This is a genomic window from Parabacteroides leei (genome assembly GCF_023369805.1).
In the GTDB taxonomy this organism is placed as follows: Bacteria; Bacteroidota; Bacteroidia; order Bacteroidales; family Tannerellaceae; genus Parabacteroides; species Parabacteroides leei.
In genome coordinates this window covers 209641-228166 of record NZ_JAMBQG010000006.1, presented here as the reverse complement: position 1 = coordinate 228166, position 18526 = coordinate 209641, and the positions used below count along the sequence as shown (strand labels likewise).

Here is an 18526-nt window from a genome sequence, read left to right as displayed (position 1 = left end):
TGATTATTCAATATCACCACGTTCAATAGCGCTCTTTTCCTGTTCCAGCAGCACCTGTACGTCGGCTTCTTCTTCCATCGGTTTGCGGATCTTCTCCTGCAAATATTCGAAAATGACATAGAACACAGGAACTACGAACAATAATGCCAGTGTTCCTACAGCCATACCGCCTACGACACCTGTTCCCAACGAACTGTTACCGTTAGCTCCTGCACCACTGGAAAACATCAACGGAAGCATACCGAAAATCATCGTCAACACTGTCATCAGAATAGGACGCAGACGAACCTGGGCTGCCGAGTAGGCCGATTCTACAATACCCATTCCTTTGCGGCGACGTTCTATCGCATACTCTGTAATCAGAATAGCTGTCTTTGCCAATAAACCGATCAACATGATCACACCTGTCTGAAGATAGATGTTATTCTCCAGTCCGAATATTCTGGCAAACAGGAAGCTACCTATCAACCCGAACGGTACGGAGAAGATAACGGCAAACGGAACCAGGAAGCTCTCATAAAGACAAGCCAGGATCAGATAGATAAGGAATATACATATAGCATAAATGAAAACGGTCTGTGCACCACTGTTGCCGGCTTCTTCACGTGCCATACCGCCGTATTCGTAACCATAACCTGTCGGTAAAGTCTGTGCAGCTACCTCTTCGATAACCTTTTGCACTTCCCCGGATGAATAGCCTTCAGCGGGATTCACATTTGCCGTAATGGAACTATACAGGTTAAAACGATTGGCTGATTCCGGTCCAAGTACTTTCGTCAGTGTCACAAACTGGCTTATCGGAGCCATTTCCGTTCCGCTACGAACAAACATATTGTCCAGCGACTGTTCGTCCAGTCGATATTCGGGAGAAGCCTGCATCATTACACGATATACTTTACCAAACTGGTTGAAGTTGGAGATATAAGCTCCTCCGCAATAGCTACCCAAGGCATCGAGTACGCTACTGGGAGAGATACCTGCCCGTTTACATTTGGCGGCATCGATATCTACTGTTACCTGTGGGAAGTTCATTGCATAAGAGGTATATGCCATAGCAACTTCCGGCCGTTGGTTTAATGCTCCGAGGAACTCCATCACCGAATTATAGAATACCGTCATATCACCGCCTGTCTTATCCTGAAGATTTAGTTCAAGGGAGTTACCCATACCGTATCCCGGGATCATAGCAGGCTGGAAACTGAATATCTGTGCATCTTTGATCTCATAGAACTGTGCGTTAAGGCGTGCCGTGATAGCATCGGAACTATGTTCCTCTCCTTTTCGCTCGCTCCAATCTTTTAAACGGATAATGATGGTACCGTAAGATGTTCCCTGACCGGATATAAGCCCATAACCTGCCACACGGGCATAATGTTCTATCTCAGGTGTTTCGCTCAGGATATTCTCCAGTTTATTCATTACCTTATTTGTTTCATCCAACGTGCTTCCCGGTGAGGTACTGACATTGACCATGATAACGCCCTGGTCTTCCTGCGGTACAAGCCCGGTCTTGGTTGTACTCATCAGATAAACCAATAGAACAACGGCAGCTGCCAATGATGTCCACACCATCCAACGGTGATGAATAAAAAACATGACACCTTTTTTATATTTTCCCAATACTGCATTGAATGAAGCATTATAAGCGGCACGTACCCGCCCGTTGATACTCTTCTCACTCTTTGTTCCATCCGATGGGCGCATCATTATAGCACATAAGGCCGGACAAAGAGTCAAAGCTGAAATCATAGAAATACCTACGGCGGTGGCCATCGTAATACCAAACTGTGTATAGAATACGCCTGATGTTCCTCCCATGAATGTCACAGGAATAAATACGGCCATAAATACACAGGTACAGGAGACAATAGCCATTGTCACATCCCCCATCGCATCTTTTGTGGCAAGATAGGAGGATTTATATCCGGCATCAAACTTAGACTGCACGGCTTCCACCACCACAATGGCATCATCCACTACCGTACCGATGGCAAGCACCAGGGCAAATAGTGTCAGGATATTGAGACTGAATCCTGCCGCCACCAGGCAAGCAAACGTTCCGACTAATGAAACTATAATAGAAATAGACGGAATAAGCGTACTCTTAAAGTCTTGCAAGAAGAAATATACGACCAGGATTACTAAAAGGATAGCAACGACAAGTGTCTCCACCACATTATGAATAGAGGCGAAAAGGAAGTCGTTCGAACTCATCATCGTTACAAATTCCGTACCTTCCGGCAGACTTTCCCCCATTCTCTCTATCTGAGCGGTTATCTCTTTGTTGACAGCAGTTGCATTTGATCCTGCTACTTGGAAAATCATAAACATAACGGCGGGTTTACCGTCCATCTCACTGCGGAAGCTATACATTAATGTACCCAGTTCCACACTGGCCACATCTTGCAGGCGAAGTACGGAACCATCGCTTTGTGAACGGATCACTGTGTTCTGAAATTCTTCGACACTCTTCAGGCGTCCACGGTATTTCATGGTGAATTGGAAAACATTTTCCGAATTCTCTCCTAATGAACCGGTGGGTGCTTCGATATTCTGTTCGCCCAATATTGCCGTTACGTCCGAAGGGACAAGGCCATATTGCGCCATCCGTTCCGGTTTCAACCAGATACGCATACTATAAGTATCACCCAATTCCATTACATCTCCAACGCCTTCTATACGTTTAATCTGTGGAATAACATTGATATCAAGATAATTGGCTAAAAAGGTCTGGTCGTAGCGTTCATCGTTACAAACCAAAGCTCCGATCTGCAGGAAACTGGTCTGGCGTTTTTGTGTAGCCACACCGATTCTTGTTACCTCTGCCGGTAAAAGTCCCTGTGCCTTAGATACACGGTTCTGTACATTGACAGCCGCCATATCAGGATCAGTTCCTTGCTTAAAATAAACCTGTATGATCGCTGAACCTGCATTAGTGGCAGTAGAAGTGATATACATCATATCTTCTACCCCATTGATACTCTCTTCCAATGGCATGACGACACTGTTCATCACAGCTTCAGCATCGGCTCCGGTATAAGAAGCAGTGACATATACCGTAGGAGGTGCAATGTCGGGATACTGTTCCACCGGCAGCGTAAAGAGCGAAATAAGCCCAATGACCAGGATCAGCACGGAGATGGATATAGCCATCACCGGCCGTTTTATAAATATGTTACCTTTCATACTCTTTTTCTCCTTGTTTTATTTTACGACAGTTCCTTCACGTATCAATCCGGCACCTTCCGATATAATTTCATCACCGGCTTTCAGTCCGCTCAATACCACATATTCGCGTCCGTCGTTAATCCCGGATACCGTTATCAGGGTAGAGACAGCCTTGCCGTCTACAACTTTATATACAATGGTTTTATCCTGCAAACGAACGGTAGCTCCCTGTGGGATCACGATGCAGTCTTTATAAATGCTCGGTATCACTACCGTGCCCGATGCTCCGCTATGAAGCAACCGCGATTCATTGGGGAATACCACGCGTGCTACTACCGTACCTGTCTGGCGGTCGATCACTCCGCTGATGGATTCTATAATACCTTTCTTGTCATAAACCGAATTATCGTTCAGCTTCAACTCCGCTTCCGGCATGCTCTTCAACGCATCATCCATGCTACCGTATTCGCGTGTCAGTGACAACAACTGATTTTCTGTCATAGAGAAATAAACATACATATCCGAATTGTCGCTGACCGTAGTCAATGCTTGCATCATGCTGGGACTCACCAAAGCACCGGCACGATAAGGTAATGCTCCTACAACACCGTCGCAGGGACTTTTTACCTCTGTATAAGAGAGATTATTACGCGCGCTCAGTTCCTGGGCTTCCGCCTGTGCCAATTGTGCTTTGGCTGTAAGGAAAGAGTTTTCCGCTGTCTTCAGGCTGAAATCCGAAACTACCTTCTGGGTATTCAGCTCTTTGTTACTGTTGTAGGTCAGTTCGGCAGTAGCCAGTGCAGCACGTGCTGCTTCCACGTTGGCGGTAGCCGTTTTAAGTGCCGCTTTATAAGGCACCTGGTCGATGATGAAAAGTAATTGCCCACGACGTACTTTTTCACCTTCCGTTACATAAAGTTTTTCGATAGTCCCCGATACCTGTGGATATATATCGATATCCTGTCGCCCACGTATCGTCGCCGAATAAGGGGTAGAAAGTTCTTTATCCGTAGGCGCCACTTTCATGATTGCATAAGAGGATTTTACCTGTGCATCCGGAGCTTGTTTACAGGATGCCATCCACACTGTACAACCGACAATCCCTATCAGCCGTATCCATTTTTTGCTTACTTTATTCATATGTTTGCTATTAAAAACTGGAGCAAATGTAGACGAAAGGAACACAGCCGTAGTGCCCCATTTTCCCTCAAGAATGTTTCATTTTCCCCTTTTCCCATTTCTTAACTCATTTTTTACATACCATAAAGCGATATGGAACACTAAAGACGTGAAATAGAACATATTACTTATCCTGTTATTCGCCAAATTTGCAGAAACAAAAAAGAGAATATGGAAAAGAAGAACATCAAAACAGTCGACATTGAAGACTTTAAAACGAACAAACATATCATCGATTATGTGGATGATGACTTTGCAATAATAAACAGTCTGGAAGATGCTCCCACCGGTAACGATACGGTAAGACTGGGATGTTTTCTACTGGCTTTTTGCATAGAAGGATATATTCAACTCGATATAAACAACAGAACTTTTCAGTTGGGAGATGGCGATTTACTACTCGGTCTTCCTAATACTGTTATAAGCCATACGATGATAAGCCCTAAGAATAAGATCAGGATGGCCGGCTTTTCTACCCGCTTCCTGCAACGTATTGTTAAAATGGAGAAAGTTACCTGGAATACCGCCATCTATATCCATAACAATCCGGTAAAACACGTAGGTGAAGATAAAAATGAGATTTTCAATTGTTACAAGAATCTAATCATCGAGAAAATAAACGATGCTCCCCATCATTATCATAGGGAAGTAATGATGCATCTGTTTTCTGCACTTTTCTGCGAAATGCTGGGAGCTCTCGGTAAGGAAGCTCACCAGGCAGACTCCGACCAACCGAAGGAAGGACTCAAACAGGCCGATTATATTCTTAGGAGATTCATTGAAAAACTATCGGCAGATAACGGTATGCACCGTTCGGTGTCCTATTTTGCCGATTCGCTTTTTTACAGCCCCAAATACTTGTCGAAGGTCGTTAAGAACACATGTGGCAGAACCCCGCTGGATCTGATCAACGAAAGTGCTATCGAACATATCAAATACCGGTTGAAACACTCGGACAAATCTATCAAAGAGATTGCGGAGGAATTCAACTTTCCCAATCAGTCTTTCTTCGGAAAGTATGTCAAGGCACATCTGGGTATGCCTCCGGCTCGTTATCGCGAAGCAATAGAGGAATGAAGTAGATTGATTGCTTCTAGAATATTGTTCGCTTTGAGTTTCGTCAGGATATTTTTACGGTGATTATTCACTGTATATATGCTTATATTCAACCGGTCGGCTATTTCTTTACTCAGCAGCCCCTGACGGATCAGTTGCAATATTTCCATTTCTCTTTTCGTCAATAACAGATCACCATTATCAGTCATCGGAACAGAGATCAACTCCCCGTTCTTCAAATCCAGTACTGAATATTTAACCGTTTCCAATGGTGTTTGATCGGGAGCAATATCCATTATTCCCATTACAATCCAGGCCTTACCATTTCGGTCTTGCTGGGTAACCTGGGTACGGCTGATCACATTTATATATTTACCACTTGCATTAAGCATACGAAATTGATAAACATTCCGGAAATCATTTCTTCTTTCCACAGGAAGAGAATAAATGAACCGGCTATGCCTGATCTGCAATTCAAGCATTCTGTCACGGTCGTCCGGATGTATTCTTTCTTCCAAAAGATCACCCTGCCTTTCTATCGTTCTTATATGAGATTGATTGTAACCAAAAATATCGGCAAAACTATCTGATGCAAAATCGTATTGTTCTTTATAAACGTCTACAGTAAACAGGCAACTATGACTCATCTCTGCCATCTGTCGCAAAGCCTCTCTCCTTTTCGTCCACAAACCATAATCAACATCCTGATCCGATATCTGCTGACGGGCCCACATTTCCCCGAGTGTTTCTTTAGATGATGACATATTTATATACGCTTGAAATATTTCTTTCCTTTTTTAATCGATCCGACACAAAGTTAGCGGATTTTTGTTTGCCTGCTTCACCCGCTTAACTAAATGTCCTTGTTCCGAGCCTGAGTATTAAAGTTGATTTATCAGTAATGTGTAGCAGAGATATCAACCACCTGTCCGATCACCGGAACGATCAGCTCCAAAGAGTTTTCTTTAGCCATCTCTATTTCGTTTTTCAACGGTTCGTCCCAACGGTGTGAGGCTAATGCGTATTTGGAATGATGGACAGTCACAACCTTACGGGCTTTCAAATCTTTGGCTGCCTGTCCCAAATACTGAGGCATAATATGGATATTACGCCATCCCTCATTGTACTGTCCGTTTTCCAGAATAGCCAGATCGATATCCGGATACCGGTTGCCTATTTCTTCAAAATGAGTATCGTAACCGCTGTCACCTCCCATATAGACTTTATACGAAGGAGTTTCCAGAAGAAAAGAAGCCCACAAAGTCTTATTCGATGTCAGTCCGCGACCGGAAAAATGACGGGCTGGCAGGCAACGGACCGTAAAGTTCTCATCCGGCAACGCACTTTCATACCAGTCCAGTTCAATAATATTCCTCTTATCGAATCCCCAATATTCAAAATGTTCACCCACACCTAAAGGACAGATTACTTTACGGATACGATCTTTCAGCCGGATTACCGTCTGATAATCCAAATGATCCCAATGGTCATGACTAATAACCAGATAATCGATATCCGGCATATCTTCCGGTTTATATATATCCGTTCCTTTAAAAGGCTTATTGACAAAGGAAACCGGAGAAGCCATACAAAACACCGGATCGACTAAAATTCGTTTACCGGATAATTGAAGCAGATAGGAAGAATGGCCGAACCAGACCATTACATTCGAATCGTCCGCCAAGTTTTTCAAATCGGATTTGATCGCCGGAACCGGAACATCCGGATTCAGTCCGTCAGGCTTTAAGAACAAATAATCCCACATGCTGTGTAAAAGACCTTTATCGGAAGTCATTAACGTCGTCGGATGTATATTCTGAAACTCTCCATCTTTATATTGGGGCGAACGCTTTATCCTTTCCAGTCGCTCCCCCTGCGGCAGACGTCCGAAAGCCGGTCGATTGATAAAGGCGACCACTGCCACTCCCAAAACGATCACTATACCTATTATAAGTCCTGCTACCATATATCCTCTTTTTTTTATTTTCATATCAACTCATTTTATATAAAACAAAAGTACATCCCTTTTTTCAGAAGTATGGTATATGGATTACTGATATTTTTACCTTTATCACTGTTCTTATTTGTTGATTTTCGCTTATCTTTGTTAAATATTAAACCTTGAATCAAATTAAATAAGGAATCATGAAAGAATTTGAAGCAGCACTAGTCAGCGAAGGAAAGAGTGAAAGAATACCGGAAGAGTACAATTTCTTTGGTAAAGTGATCGGTGAATGGGATCTTGATTGGAACGACCACCTCAACACACCTACTCCCAGACGCGTAAAAGGAGAATGGATCTTTTCATGGGTACTCGACGGAATGGCAGTACAAGATGTCTTTATTGTTCCGTCGCGAACAGAAAGATTGATCGATATCCAACCGGACGCAGCTTACGGGACTACTCTCAGGTTATTTAATCCGGAAAAATGTATTTGGGAAATCTTCTACGGATGCCCGGAAGAATGTGCCCGGCTGGAAGCCCGGAAAGAAGGGGACGAAATTGTCCTGACGGAGATAACTTCGCAAGGTATGAAATGGATATTCTCTGATATTACAGACAATTCTTTTACCTGGCGAAGTACTGCCATCAACGAAGACGGGGAATGGATCACTTTAGCTAAAGTTTTCGCTACCCGTAAAAAGAAATAAAACTTAATTCTGCATCCGATACTCATTCGGAGAAGTTCCCACACACTTTTTAAACAAACGGGTAAAGTGTTGCGGATACTTAAAGCCTAATTCATAAGCGATCTCACTGATGGAACGGCTGGTATCGAGCACTTTCTCTTTTGCCATATCGATAAGATATAGCTGGATTTGCTCCTGCGCAGATTTACCCGTTTCCTTTTTTATCAGATCACCCAGATAATTTGCCGAAAGATGTAACTGGTCGGCACAATACTGAACGGATGGCAGTCCGATATTCTGCGGTTTATCCGACTGGAAATAGTCGTTCATAATCTTCTCGAACTTTGCCAGTGTATCCTTATTCGCATTTTCACGGGTAATAAACTGACGGTCGTAAAAACGGACGCAATAGTTTAATAGCAGTTCGATATTCGAAACGATCAGCATTTTACTATGCTTATCTATTCCATGATGTAGTTCCAGTTCTATATTTTTCAGGCAATCGATTACTATCTGCCGTTCCTGTTCCGAAAGATGAAGTGCCTCATATACTTCATAAGAAAAGAAACGGTAATTCTTAATGTTACGGCCGAGAGAAGTACCACGGATCAAATCAGGATGGAAAAGCAGCGCCCATCCTTTCGGCTGGATATATTCACCTTTCCGGGCAACACCTACCACTTGCCCTGGAGCTGTGAAAACCATCGTACCCTCTTGATAGTCATAATAATTACGTCCGTATTGCAGGTCACCGCATTTCACATCCTTCAAAAAGACTGAGTAAAAGCCATATCTTATACGTGCACTCTCTACCTGTAGTTCGCATTTAGAAAAGTCGACAATACTGATCAGCGGATGTAGTGTTTCCAGTCCCATCCGGTCATTATACTGATAAATGTGATCCATTTCTCTAATTTCCATCATATGCTTTCTGTTTTGTTTTCACAAAGTTAGATGTTTTTTGCTTCATTTTTTCATCTGTCACGGCAAATCAGTAATAATGGTATATATAACTGTAATATGTGTAATTGTTAACGGGAAAAACAAGAATAATTTTGCATCAGTAATAATCAACAAAATATTCAGAGAAGTATATGTTAAGAAAAATCAGACTAACTGTCGCCGTCATTTTCTTTACCCTGATCACCTTGTTGTTCCTCGACTTCACGGGGACAATACATCAGTGGTTCGGTTGGATGGCGAAGATACAATTCCTTCCGGCATTGCTGGCGGTGAATATAGGAATAGTGATAGGGCTTGTTGTCCTGACATTACTGTTCGGACGGATCTACTGTTCGATTATTTGTCCGCTGGGGGTATTTCAGGATGTTGTTTCATGGATAGCCGGAAAACAAAAGAAGAACCGTTTTTCGTATTCACCGTCGGTTAGCTGGTTGCGTTATGGGATACTTGCTATGTTTATACTTGCGATGATTGGAGGTTTCGGTTCGCTATTGGCTTTGCTGGCTCCATACAGTGCCTATGGGCGGATCGCCTCCAACCTGTTCGCACCTTTCTATCAATGGGCAAACAATGGACTCGCCTATCTCGCCGAACGGATGGATAGCTATGCTTTTTATACGGTAGATGTTTGGATGAAAGGAATAGCCACTTTCACTATAGCCATCATAACATTTATCGTACTGGCTATATTGGCGTGGCGTAACGGACGAACTTACTGCAATACCATTTGTCCTGTAGGAACCATTCTCGGCTTCCTTGCCCGGTATTCTTACTTCAAACCGGTTATCGATACCGAAAAATGTAACGGTTGCGGATTATGTGCCCGGAATTGTAAGGCTGCATGCATCGATACCCAAGAACACCGGATCGATTACAGCCGTTGTGTAACTTGTATGGATTGTATCGGAAAATGTCGCCGGAATGCCCTGAAATATGTACCGGGACAATCGCTGCCCAAGAAACCCTCTGCTTCACGCCGTCACTTTTTATCGGCAGCTACCCTGTTTGCCGTATCAGCCACATTGAAGGCGCAAGTCAAACCCGAAAAGAATGTAGATGGCGGTTTAGCTCCGATCGAAGACAAACAAAAGCCGGAACGCCGCACTCCTATCACACCTCCCGGATCATTAAGCGCACGAAACTTCACCGGTCATTGTACTGCCTGCCAATTATGTGTATCCGTTTGTACCAACCAGGTACTGCGTCCATCCGGTAACCTTATGACCCTGATGCAACCGGAAATGTCCTATGAACTCGGTTATTGTCGGCCGGAATGTACCAAATGTGCAGACGTATGTCCTACCAGCGCCATACAGCCGATCAGCGTAGCCGACAAATCAGCTATTCAGATCGGACATGCCGTATGGATCAAAGACCTTTGCGTAGTCAATACCGACGGTGTCGATTGCGGGAACTGTGCCCGCCATTGTCCGACAGCAGCTATACAGATGGTTCCCAAAGATCCCGAAGCACTCGACTCGCCGAAAATACCGGTTATCAATACCGAACGTTGTATCGGTTGCGGGGCCTGCGAACATCTTTGTCCCTCCCGTCCGCTGAGTGCCATCTATGTGGAAGGACACGAAATGCACCGGACCATTTAATATACCCGAAAATCATCAAAACAAAACATCATGGAAGAAAATAACAAAAAGAATATAGACCGACGAAGATTCCTGAAAGTATTAGGCGGCAGTACGCTGGCATCGACAGCCTCACTTTATAGTTGCAAACCGGACAGAAACGCTTCCTTCCGGGGAAACGGTTCCGGGGATATTCCTGCCGAAATGACCTACCGCACCACGCCCACGACAGGTGATAAAGTATCCTTGTTAGGATATGGCTGTATGCGTTGGCCGACAGTTTCCAACAGCAGTGCAAGGGACAGCAGCGACGAGATCGACCAGGAAATGGTCAATCGTCTAGTCGACTACGCCATTGCACATGGTATCAACTATTTCGACACATCGCCTGCATACTGTAAAGGACGTTCGGAGCATGCCACAGGTATCGCTCTCAGCCGTTATCCGCGTGATACCTATTATATTGCCACCAAATTATCCAACTTCGCGCCCCAGACATGGAGCCGTGAAAACTCGATGGCTATGTATCGTAACTCAATGAAAGAGCTGCAAGTCGACTATATCGACTATTACCTGTTGCACGGTATCGGTATGGGAAACGGCATGGAGTATTTCGAAGGACGTTATATAAATAACGGTATGCTCGATTTTCTGCTTGAAGAACGAAAAGCAGGCCGCATCCGCAACCTGGGTTTCTCTTATCATGGAGATATCAAAGTCTTCGACTACCTCCTCTCCCGTCAGGACGAAATTAAATGGGACTTTGTCCAGATACAGCTCAACTATGTTGACTGGAAACATGCAAAAGAGGTCAACACCCGGAATACCGATGCTGAATATCTATACGGCGAATTACAGAAACGGAACATCCCCGCCATCATCATGGAACCGTTACTGGGAGGCCGTCTCTCGAACGTACACGACCATATTGCAGCGAAACTGAAACAGCGCAGTCCCGAGTCGAGTGTCGCATCATGGGCTTTCCGTTTCGCCGGAACATTCCCGGGTGTATTGACTGTGTTAAGCGGAATGACTTATATGGAACATCTGCAGGATAACCTCCGTACCTATTCCCCGCTGGAACCGCTGACGGATAACGATCTGGCTTTTCTGGAAGAGACTGCCGTACAAATGCTCCGTTATCCTACTATCCCCTGCAATGACTGCAAATATTGTATGCCTTGTCCGTATGGTTTGGATATACCGGAAATCCTCTTGCATTACAACCGTTGTATCAATGCCGGAAATATTCCGGAAAGCCGACAGGATGAAAATTATGCGAAAGCGCGTCGTGCTTTCCTTGTCGGATACGACCGTAGTGTTCCCCGGTTACGCCAGGCTAATCATTGTGTCGGCTGTAACCAGTGCAATCCGCATTGTCCGCAAAACATCGATATTCCGAAAGAGTTGTTACGTATAGATAAATATACGGAACAGTTGAAACAAAACTTATTATAGCAACCGGATATATGAGCTAAAAAGAAAAACAATTTGAACGAATAAAGAACAGAGTATTGTCTTAAAACTGCTACTTTTGTCCAATAAAGATTATATATATGAAAGTGTTACTTATTAATGGAAGTCCCCGGAAAGAGGGGAATACATTTCTGGCTTTGTCAGAAGTGGCAACAGCTTTGGAACAAAATGGCGTCGAAACCCGTATCATCCAACTCGGCAATAAAGCCGTACAAGGTTGCATTGCCTGTAACAAGTGCAACGAATTGGGAAGATGCGTTTTCAAAGATAAACTGTATGAAGAGATACGTGAAAATCTTCAGGATATAGATGGATTGATAGTAGGTTCTCCCGTATATTATGCCGGGCCTAACGGTTCGCTTTGTGCCATCCTTGACAGAGTATTCTATTCCTGTTCGGATATGCTTACATACAAACCGGCAGCCGCAATTGCAGTCTGTCGACGTGGCGGAGCCAGCGCTACCATCGACCGGCTGAACAAATATTTTACGATCAACAGCATGCCTGTCGTCTCTTCGCAATACTGGAACATCATACACGGCCGCTTGCCCGGCGAGGCTGTACAGGATGCCGAAGGTTTACAAATCATGCGGACACTCGGTAAGAATATGGCCTGGTTACTGAAAAACATAAAAGCCGGGGCACAGCCATTGCCGGAAACTGAAGAGCGGCAAATAACGAACTTTATCAGATAATATTATCTGTTTTTCCTATACAGGGCAGATAATGAGCTATTATCTCAAATCTCCTTATACATGCGTAAATATTGTATAGGAGTCTGTCCTGTATATTTCCTAAAATCTTTAATAAAATGGTTCGTATCGCTATACCCATTATTGACTGCAATGTCAGTCAAATCCTCTTTTTTTTCAAGAAGGGAAACATAAGCATTGATAAAACGCTGTAACGATATATATGTTTTCGGTGTTATACCTAACTTCTCCGAGAAGTTACGTTCTAACCATTTATAGTTTACTCCCAGTTCCCTGTTCAGCCTTTCAATAGAAACTGCACCTCTTTGTTTCCCATTGATATCTGCTTCTTTATTCATCTCTTTTATCAGTCCTGCACTATCATCGAATACAGCCTGCAAATTCCAGAACGGTCTGCCTCCAAGCTCCTTTGCATTTAATCGGCATATAGAATTCTACCTCACTATCCAAATCAGACAAAAAGGCGAGCATAGGAGTTTCGTCATTATATGCCAAAGATTCAGACATATTACTACAAGGAAATCTTTCTTCATTAAGAAAACAACTGATAAAAAATAAATTAACGAAGATTGCCAAAGAATTGATAATCTAGCACATAATCACAAAATCAGCCAGATTGTTATGCATTAAACAATCTGGCTGATTTAATTAACAAACAATAGAAACTATAATTCGCCTATTTCTTCAACCGACAATCCGGTACATTGGGCAATTGTTTCAATATTAATTCCCTGCTTTTTAAAATTGGCAGCAATAAGACGTTGTTCTTCTGCCTTACCTTCGACTTTGCCTTCTGCCTTACCTTTTTCTATTCCTTTCTCCATACCGTCGTCAAAACTAGTATCGAGTGCAGCAGAAAGGTCACGTTCGACGGAGAGGCTCAGTTCATATTCCAGTCGTTGATCGGGAGTCATACGCTCTACTTCCACGATACTTTTCAGTTTACGGAATATCTGATTGTTCAGTTCTTCGGGTAATCGTTCCATGATCTCGATATTATTTAATACATATAACCACTTCTTATAAAGCGTATCACACTCATGCAAAGGTAATACAAATTTCGGCATTTCAAGATAGATTTCATTAAGCGTTTCGCTGAAAGGAATCTTCAGTTCACGATCCATACGCACAATATCCCAACGGTATTTCTCCGGACGCGACGGTTCCATGATATAGTTCAGTACGCAAATGACATATACTTTACTGATATGATAGTTCCATCGTTTACGAATCCTTTCATCCGGTTCCTTTTCCAACTTCTCTTTTACAATCATGGATTGTTGCTGGATAGCAAAGGATGCATAATACAGTACTCTGTCGGAGAAGTATTTCTGACGGCTTTTTTGCATTTCGACAATGAAAACTTCTCCGCTTTCATTCTCGCAAAAAATATCGAACACGGCACGCCGTTGGTCCTGTTTCAAACCAAGCATCTCTACATTACGAAAGGTGATGTCTACGATTACTTCCTGTTGAATGACTTCATTAAGGAAACTGATGATAAGATCTTTACTTACTTCACTGCCGAAAATCTTTTTCCAGCCGTAATCCGAGAAAGGATTGATAAATTTGTTCATAGCTAATGGTTTTATATATCCGTTAATAAATATGGGCAAATATAGATAATTATTTTATAGATTGGTTATAGGTATGTAACTATTTTTATAAGTTTTAATCTGATCCGCCCTTATTTGCTCATCGAACCATCCTGTTGTTTTCTATACTCCGTCGGGGTACAATTATATTTCTTTGAGAATGCCCGATAAAAGGTAGAGCGGTTGGTGAAGCCGGATTGAAAGACTATTTCATCGATGGTCAGTTTTGTTTTTATAAGCAAATCGGCAGCTTTCAGTAACCGACAGTTATTGATCAGTTCGGCAAGAGTGATCTCTTCAATCTCTTCCAGCTTACGGTAAAAGGTACGAAGACCTATGTTCATTTTCTCAGCGATCAATTGGGCAGACAGATCTTTGTTTCTTAGATTTTTATTAATGATCTTCAATATATCATTAATAAATTTCTTATGCTCTTTATGGGATAGCTTTCCGTTCTCTAACGTGTATGAACTCAATGGAGACGAGAAATATTCACGGAGACTTTCTTTTCTCTCCAGCAGGCGTTGTACGGAAGATTTCAGAAAATCCACATTAAACGGCTTGGTTATATAAAGTTCTGCTCCGGCATTCAGCCCTGCAGTCTGCCCTTCAATATCCTGTCGAGCCGATAACAGGATAAAAGGGATATGAGCAGTTGTTTCATCCTCTTTTACCTGCCGCGAAAAGGTCAGGCCATCTGTTCCCTGCATAATCACGTCACAAATGATAAGGTCGGGGTGTATATCTTTTAATATTTCAGAGGCCTCAATAGGACCTGCAGCTGTCAATACATTATAATCGTCCCTGAATATATCGAAGATAAGCCAGCGGATTTCTATTTCATCATCCACGACAAGCAATGTCGGTTTCGATGTGTCGATAGGACTTTCAGGGATTTGCCAAACAGGTGTACGTTCCGGATTATAATCAGGCAACGATACAGCCGTCTCCTCGCTCGATCCGGCAAGAGAAGCTTCGAGGTAAGGCAGCTTGATCCTGAAATGTGTCCATTCATCCGGGATACTCTCTACTTCAATCGTTCCGCCAAGCAAATGCACCATATTGTAAGAGATTGCCAGACCTAACCCGTTACGCGACCAGAACGAAGTATTGTCGCTTTGTTCAATGTTTTGCAAAATGCGGTATCTGTCAAACAGAGTAGGAATATCTTTTGCTGCTATCCCCTTTCCGGTATTGGAGACAGTGATATACAAATTATTAGAATCGATTCCGATCCTGACAATTACTTTCTTCTCGTTTTCCGCATATTTGAATGCATTGGATAAAAGATTGAGAAGGATGGTGACAATAAAATCCTTGTCGGAGTTCCATTGAATAAAAAGGGATATCTCTTTTTCAAATCTTACAGCATGCGATTCCGCCATATCGGTGAATGAATCTGCCAGTTTATTGGCTAAAGCGGTTATATCGACAGGTATTATTACGGGTTTCTTATAACCCGACTCGATCCGATTGAATTCGATCAGATCCTGTATCAGCGAATTCAGCCTCTCGGCATTCTGCTTAATGATGGAAGTGTATTTCCGGGCGGGTTCACTCAAGTTCTTCTGCTCCATCAAACGGTTGCAAGGGCCGTAGATAAGCGTAAGCGGCGTACAGAACTCATGGGATATATTTGTGAAGAACTGGAGCTTGGACTCGTATATTTCCTCTTTATGCTTCTGTTCCATCTTCTGCAGACGATCCGCTTTTTTCTTTCTATTGTAAACGATCCATATCCGGGTGACAAGCCCTGTCACAACCAGTAATAGTAAAAAATAAATGCATCGGGCCCAGAATGAAACATACCACGGAGGTAAAACTTCGATATTTAGTTTATAGATATAACTTTCTTTTCCCAATACTTTATTGTAGTACTTTATATACAATGTATAATTCCCCGGGTGAAGGTCAGCGAAAGTGATTATATCGGAACTTCCGTTGGAAGTCCATTCCTTTTCACCGCTATCCAACTTATAATAATAGGAATAACCATTACCGTTCAGATAGTCGGTCGCAGAGAAAGAGAGCGAAAAGAAATTCTCGTCATGCGATAGTTTCAGAATCGTCTTTTTTCCCTTCTGCGACATAAATTCCTCAACAGGGTACTGCCTATCCCGTATAGTGATCGTCCTAAAATAGACTGGCGGCATATAGTGTTGCCCTTCATCATAATAATTGCGACGGATAGTAACAAAGCCATTGGTTCCTCCGAAGAAAAGCGTCCCGTCATTTTCGTTTTTGAAAGAGGAACCTTCATTAAATTCAAGTATCGAAAGACCGTCATGATGATCGTAAGTGCGGAACAATTCCTGGTCTGTATTATACAAGATCAGCCCCCGGTTGGTACTTAACCAATAACCGGCAATGGTATCAGGAAGAATACTATAAATGCTGTTGGTTGGGTATTTGTTGATCTCATTCAATAATTTATAATCGTCCGGACCATACTTTACCAACCCGAAATTGGTTCCGACCAGATAGTTTCCGTGATAATCTTTCTGTATAACATTGGTTTCATTGATCGTATTTCCTTTAAAACGGATATTTTCCCAGGTAGATGTAGCGATATTCAGCCGGAAGAAGCCTTCTCCCTTATTCATGCACCATAAAATAGAATCGTTTTCCGGATAGATATATTGAAAACGATTGGTAAACTCGTCATCTTCCCTGACTGTGAATTGTTTTACAACAGTTACTAAAGGATAGCTGTTCCGCCATTCGAGTGTCGCCTGTATGATCCCCATGCCAAGCGTAGATATCCACAGCAGAGAGTCGCGTTCATATATATCGAATATGAATTCTACATTTCTATTCCCATATAGCACAGGAATAGGAATGATACGTTTTTCTATCCGATTAAAATAGCTGAGTCCGTGTTCACTTCCGATCCAGAGGTTATCCTGTCGACTGGATGAAAAAGAAAGGATCGTATTATCCCGTAACCCACTATTTGAAGTAGAGATCAGTTCCATACGGTGATCTTCCACCTTTTTATCCGGTTGAAAATCAAAAACACGAAGAATGCCGTCTCCCCGGCTACCCAACCATAAAGTATTCTCTTTGTCTACGAACAAAGCATTTATAGGTTGGCGCAATTTTAACGGAAGATCATTCAGGAGGACGGACCGGATGGAATACAGGTCTTCCGAACAGGTAAACACACCGTGTCCTGAAGTTCCTACCCAAATCATATCCTGATAATTATCCTTACGCAGACAGTTGATTCCGCCGGTAATCTCCAATGTATCGAAATGATAACCATATTCACCTTTCCTAAGCAAGGATAGCCCTTTCGTCTTAAAACCAATGAAATAGTCGTCATGGAATTTCAGAAGGGATGTGATGTTGTCTTTTCCGGCAAGATAATCCTTTAAATGATATATAGGAAATGCTTTACAACAGGATGTATCGAATTCATACAACGTATATGTGTTATCCACGAAATACGAAAGGTTATCTTCGTTCGCACAATAGACGATACCGGCGGAATGCTTATAACCTGGCAAAGGGAAAAGGTTCGCATTACCCTGCTCGTCTATCTGAATGGAAAAACAAATGTTGTCGCCGTTCTTTCGGAAAATCCACAATCGATCGGAATCATCGATAAAGAAATCGGCTATATCGTTTGCTGCCAGATCGGGTATGAACTTTTGCTCAAACTGTTCCTGATCTTTAAGCGTATAATAAATGCTATTGTTACCCTGTACCAGGAAGATATTTCCCCGACTGTCTTTATCGAGGAAAGCTATCCGGTTAAACATATCGAACGACTGGGTGACAGAGGTTTTCAAGTCTATCTTATATAGTCCGTGATAAGTCTGAAGCCAGACCTTCCCACCGGTCTGCTCTATCTTCTCAATCCGGCTACCGGCAAAATATTTCTCGCCGTCCCCGGGGCTGTACTTTATAATACGTTTTCCATCATAGATATCTACCCCACGGCTCGTACCTATCCACATAAAACCTTTTTCGTCCTGATAGAATGAAAAGATGTTACTGCTGGAAAGGTTTTCTGCGTTATTTATTTTCCGCAGGTTGAAACCCTTCACCGACGGAGCGATCAGTAAAAGGGCCGATAAGAAAAGAAAACAATAGAAAGTTCTCTTCCTAATAGCTATATCGAAGAATGAAAACATAGACAAATATAGTCTTATTTCCT

General features: G+C 42.7%; 13 protein-coding genes. 5 read left to right on the top strand and 8 right to left on the bottom strand.

Features of this window, described 5'->3' with window-relative positions; all coding sequences use genetic code 11:
• Window positions 1–3 precede the first annotated feature (3 nt).
• Together M1P97_RS11225 and M1P97_RS11220 are read right to left on the bottom strand one after the other, a co-directional pair.
• Window positions 4–3186 carry an efflux RND transporter permease subunit gene (locus M1P97_RS11225; protein ID WP_249389123.1) on the bottom strand — a complete coding sequence of 1061 codons (3183 nt, stop codon included), beginning with the start codon at window positions 3184–3186 and terminating at the stop codon, window positions 4–6.
• Between the two features lie 18 nt (window positions 3187–3204).
• Window positions 3205–4308, bottom strand: coding sequence for an efflux RND transporter periplasmic adaptor subunit (locus M1P97_RS11220; protein ID WP_249389122.1), 1104 nt, complete (start codon window positions 4306–4308; stop codon window positions 3205–3207).
• A gap of 210 nt (window positions 4309–4518) precedes the next feature.
• Here M1P97_RS11220 and M1P97_RS11215 point away from each other — a divergent pair, with 210 nt between their 5' ends.
• Window positions 4519–5424, top strand: coding sequence for a helix-turn-helix domain-containing protein (locus M1P97_RS11215; protein ID WP_249389121.1), 906 nt, complete (start codon window positions 4519–4521; stop codon window positions 5422–5424).
• On the opposite strand, the gene M1P97_RS11210 is transcribed toward M1P97_RS11215, so the two are convergent.
• Together M1P97_RS11210 and M1P97_RS11205 are read right to left on the bottom strand one after the other, a co-directional pair.
• Window positions 5400–6167, bottom strand: coding sequence for a LuxR C-terminal-related transcriptional regulator (locus M1P97_RS11210; protein ID WP_249389120.1), 768 nt, complete (start codon window positions 6165–6167; stop codon window positions 5400–5402). The two genes, M1P97_RS11215 and M1P97_RS11210, sit on opposite strands and share 25 nt — an antisense overlap.
• A gap of 131 nt (window positions 6168–6298) precedes the next feature.
• Complete coding sequence (locus M1P97_RS11205) at window positions 6299–7393, bottom strand: MBL fold metallo-hydrolase (protein WP_317190557.1); 1095 nt, start codon at window positions 7391–7393, stop codon at window positions 6299–6301.
• A gap of 155 nt (window positions 7394–7548) precedes the next feature.
• Between M1P97_RS11205 and M1P97_RS11200 the strand changes: the two genes are divergently transcribed.
• Window positions 7549–8055, top strand: a complete 507-nt coding sequence (locus tag M1P97_RS11200; RefSeq protein ID WP_249389119.1) for a hypothetical protein — start codon at window positions 7549–7551, stop codon at window positions 8053–8055.
• 3 nt (window positions 8056–8058) lie between these two features.
• Here M1P97_RS11200 and M1P97_RS11195 read toward each other — a convergent pair whose 3' ends face one another.
• Complete coding sequence (locus tag M1P97_RS11195; protein WP_195371617.1) at window positions 8059–8958, bottom strand: helix-turn-helix domain-containing protein; 900 nt, start codon at window positions 8956–8958, stop codon at window positions 8059–8061.
• Window positions 8959–9128: 170 nt separating this feature from the next.
• Between M1P97_RS11195 and M1P97_RS11190 the strand changes: the two genes are divergently transcribed.
• The 3 genes from M1P97_RS11190 (at window position 9129) to M1P97_RS11180 (ending at window position 12751) form a co-directional block, all read left to right on the top strand.
• A complete protein-coding gene (locus tag M1P97_RS11190; protein WP_249389118.1) occupies window positions 9129–10601 on the top strand; it encodes a 4Fe-4S binding protein in 1473 nt (490 codons plus the stop codon).
• A 30-nt stretch (window positions 10602–10631) separates the two neighbouring features.
• Complete coding sequence (locus M1P97_RS11185; protein ID WP_249389117.1) at window positions 10632–12038, top strand: aldo/keto reductase; 1407 nt, start codon at window positions 10632–10634, stop codon at window positions 12036–12038.
• Window positions 12039–12136: 98 nt separating this feature from the next.
• Window positions 12137–12751 (top strand): flavodoxin family protein, encoded by a 615-nt coding sequence (locus M1P97_RS11180; protein WP_249389116.1) that lies wholly within the window; start codon window positions 12137–12139, stop codon window positions 12749–12751.
• Between the two features lie 44 nt (window positions 12752–12795).
• Here M1P97_RS11180 and M1P97_RS11175 read toward each other — a convergent pair whose 3' ends face one another.
• The 3 genes from M1P97_RS11175 to M1P97_RS11165 form a co-directional block, all read right to left on the bottom strand.
• Window positions 12796–13107 (bottom strand): helix-turn-helix domain-containing protein, encoded by a 312-nt coding sequence (locus M1P97_RS11175; protein ID WP_195371625.1) that lies wholly within the window; start codon window positions 13105–13107, stop codon window positions 12796–12798.
• A 327-nt stretch (window positions 13108–13434) separates the two neighbouring features.
• Window positions 13435–14346, bottom strand: a complete 912-nt coding sequence (locus M1P97_RS11170) for an Rpn family recombination-promoting nuclease/putative transposase (RefSeq protein ID WP_195371627.1) — start codon at window positions 14344–14346, stop codon at window positions 13435–13437.
• 110 nt (window positions 14347–14456) lie between these two features.
• A complete protein-coding gene (locus tag M1P97_RS11165) occupies window positions 14457–18503 on the bottom strand; it encodes a hybrid sensor histidine kinase/response regulator transcription factor (protein ID WP_249389115.1) in 4047 nt (1348 codons plus the stop codon).
• Window positions 18504–18526 lie beyond the last annotated feature (23 nt).

What these genes read in the sequence shown, in the direction of transcription:
- M1P97_RS11205 (WP_317190557.1), bottom strand. Translation starts at nt 7,393, where the DNA reads ATGAAAATAAAAAAAAGAGGATATATGGTAGCAGGACTTATAATAGGT.
- M1P97_RS11175 (WP_195371625.1), bottom strand. Translation starts at nt 13,107, where the DNA reads ATGAATAAAGAAGCAGATATCAATGGGAAACAAAGAGGTGCAGTTTCT.
- M1P97_RS11225 (WP_249389123.1), bottom strand. Translation starts at nt 3,186, where the DNA reads ATGAAAGGTAACATATTTATAAAACGGCCGGTGATGGCTATATCCATC.
- M1P97_RS11180 (WP_249389116.1), top strand. Translation starts at nt 12,137, where the DNA reads ATGAAAGTGTTACTTATTAATGGAAGTCCCCGGAAAGAGGGGAATACA.
- M1P97_RS11190 (WP_249389118.1), top strand. Translation starts at nt 9,129, where the DNA reads ATGTTAAGAAAAATCAGACTAACTGTCGCCGTCATTTTCTTTACCCTG.
- M1P97_RS11215 (WP_249389121.1), top strand. Translation starts at nt 4,519, where the DNA reads ATGGAAAAGAAGAACATCAAAACAGTCGACATTGAAGACTTTAAAACG.
- M1P97_RS11210 (WP_249389120.1), bottom strand. Translation starts at nt 6,167, where the DNA reads ATGTCATCATCTAAAGAAACACTCGGGGAAATGTGGGCCCGTCAGCAG.
- M1P97_RS11185 (WP_249389117.1), top strand. Translation starts at nt 10,632, where the DNA reads ATGGAAGAAAATAACAAAAAGAATATAGACCGACGAAGATTCCTGAAA.
- M1P97_RS11220 (WP_249389122.1), bottom strand. Translation starts at nt 4,308, where the DNA reads ATGAATAAAGTAAGCAAAAAATGGATACGGCTGATAGGGATTGTCGGT.
- M1P97_RS11170 (WP_195371627.1), bottom strand. Translation starts at nt 14,346, where the DNA reads ATGAACAAATTTATCAATCCTTTCTCGGATTACGGCTGGAAAAAGATT.
- M1P97_RS11200 (WP_249389119.1), top strand. Translation starts at nt 7,549, where the DNA reads ATGAAAGAATTTGAAGCAGCACTAGTCAGCGAAGGAAAGAGTGAAAGA.
- M1P97_RS11165 (WP_249389115.1), bottom strand. Translation starts at nt 18,503, where the DNA reads ATGTTTTCATTCTTCGATATAGCTATTAGGAAGAGAACTTTCTATTGT.
- M1P97_RS11195 (WP_195371617.1), bottom strand. Translation starts at nt 8,958, where the DNA reads ATGATGGAAATTAGAGAAATGGATCACATTTATCAGTATAATGACCGG.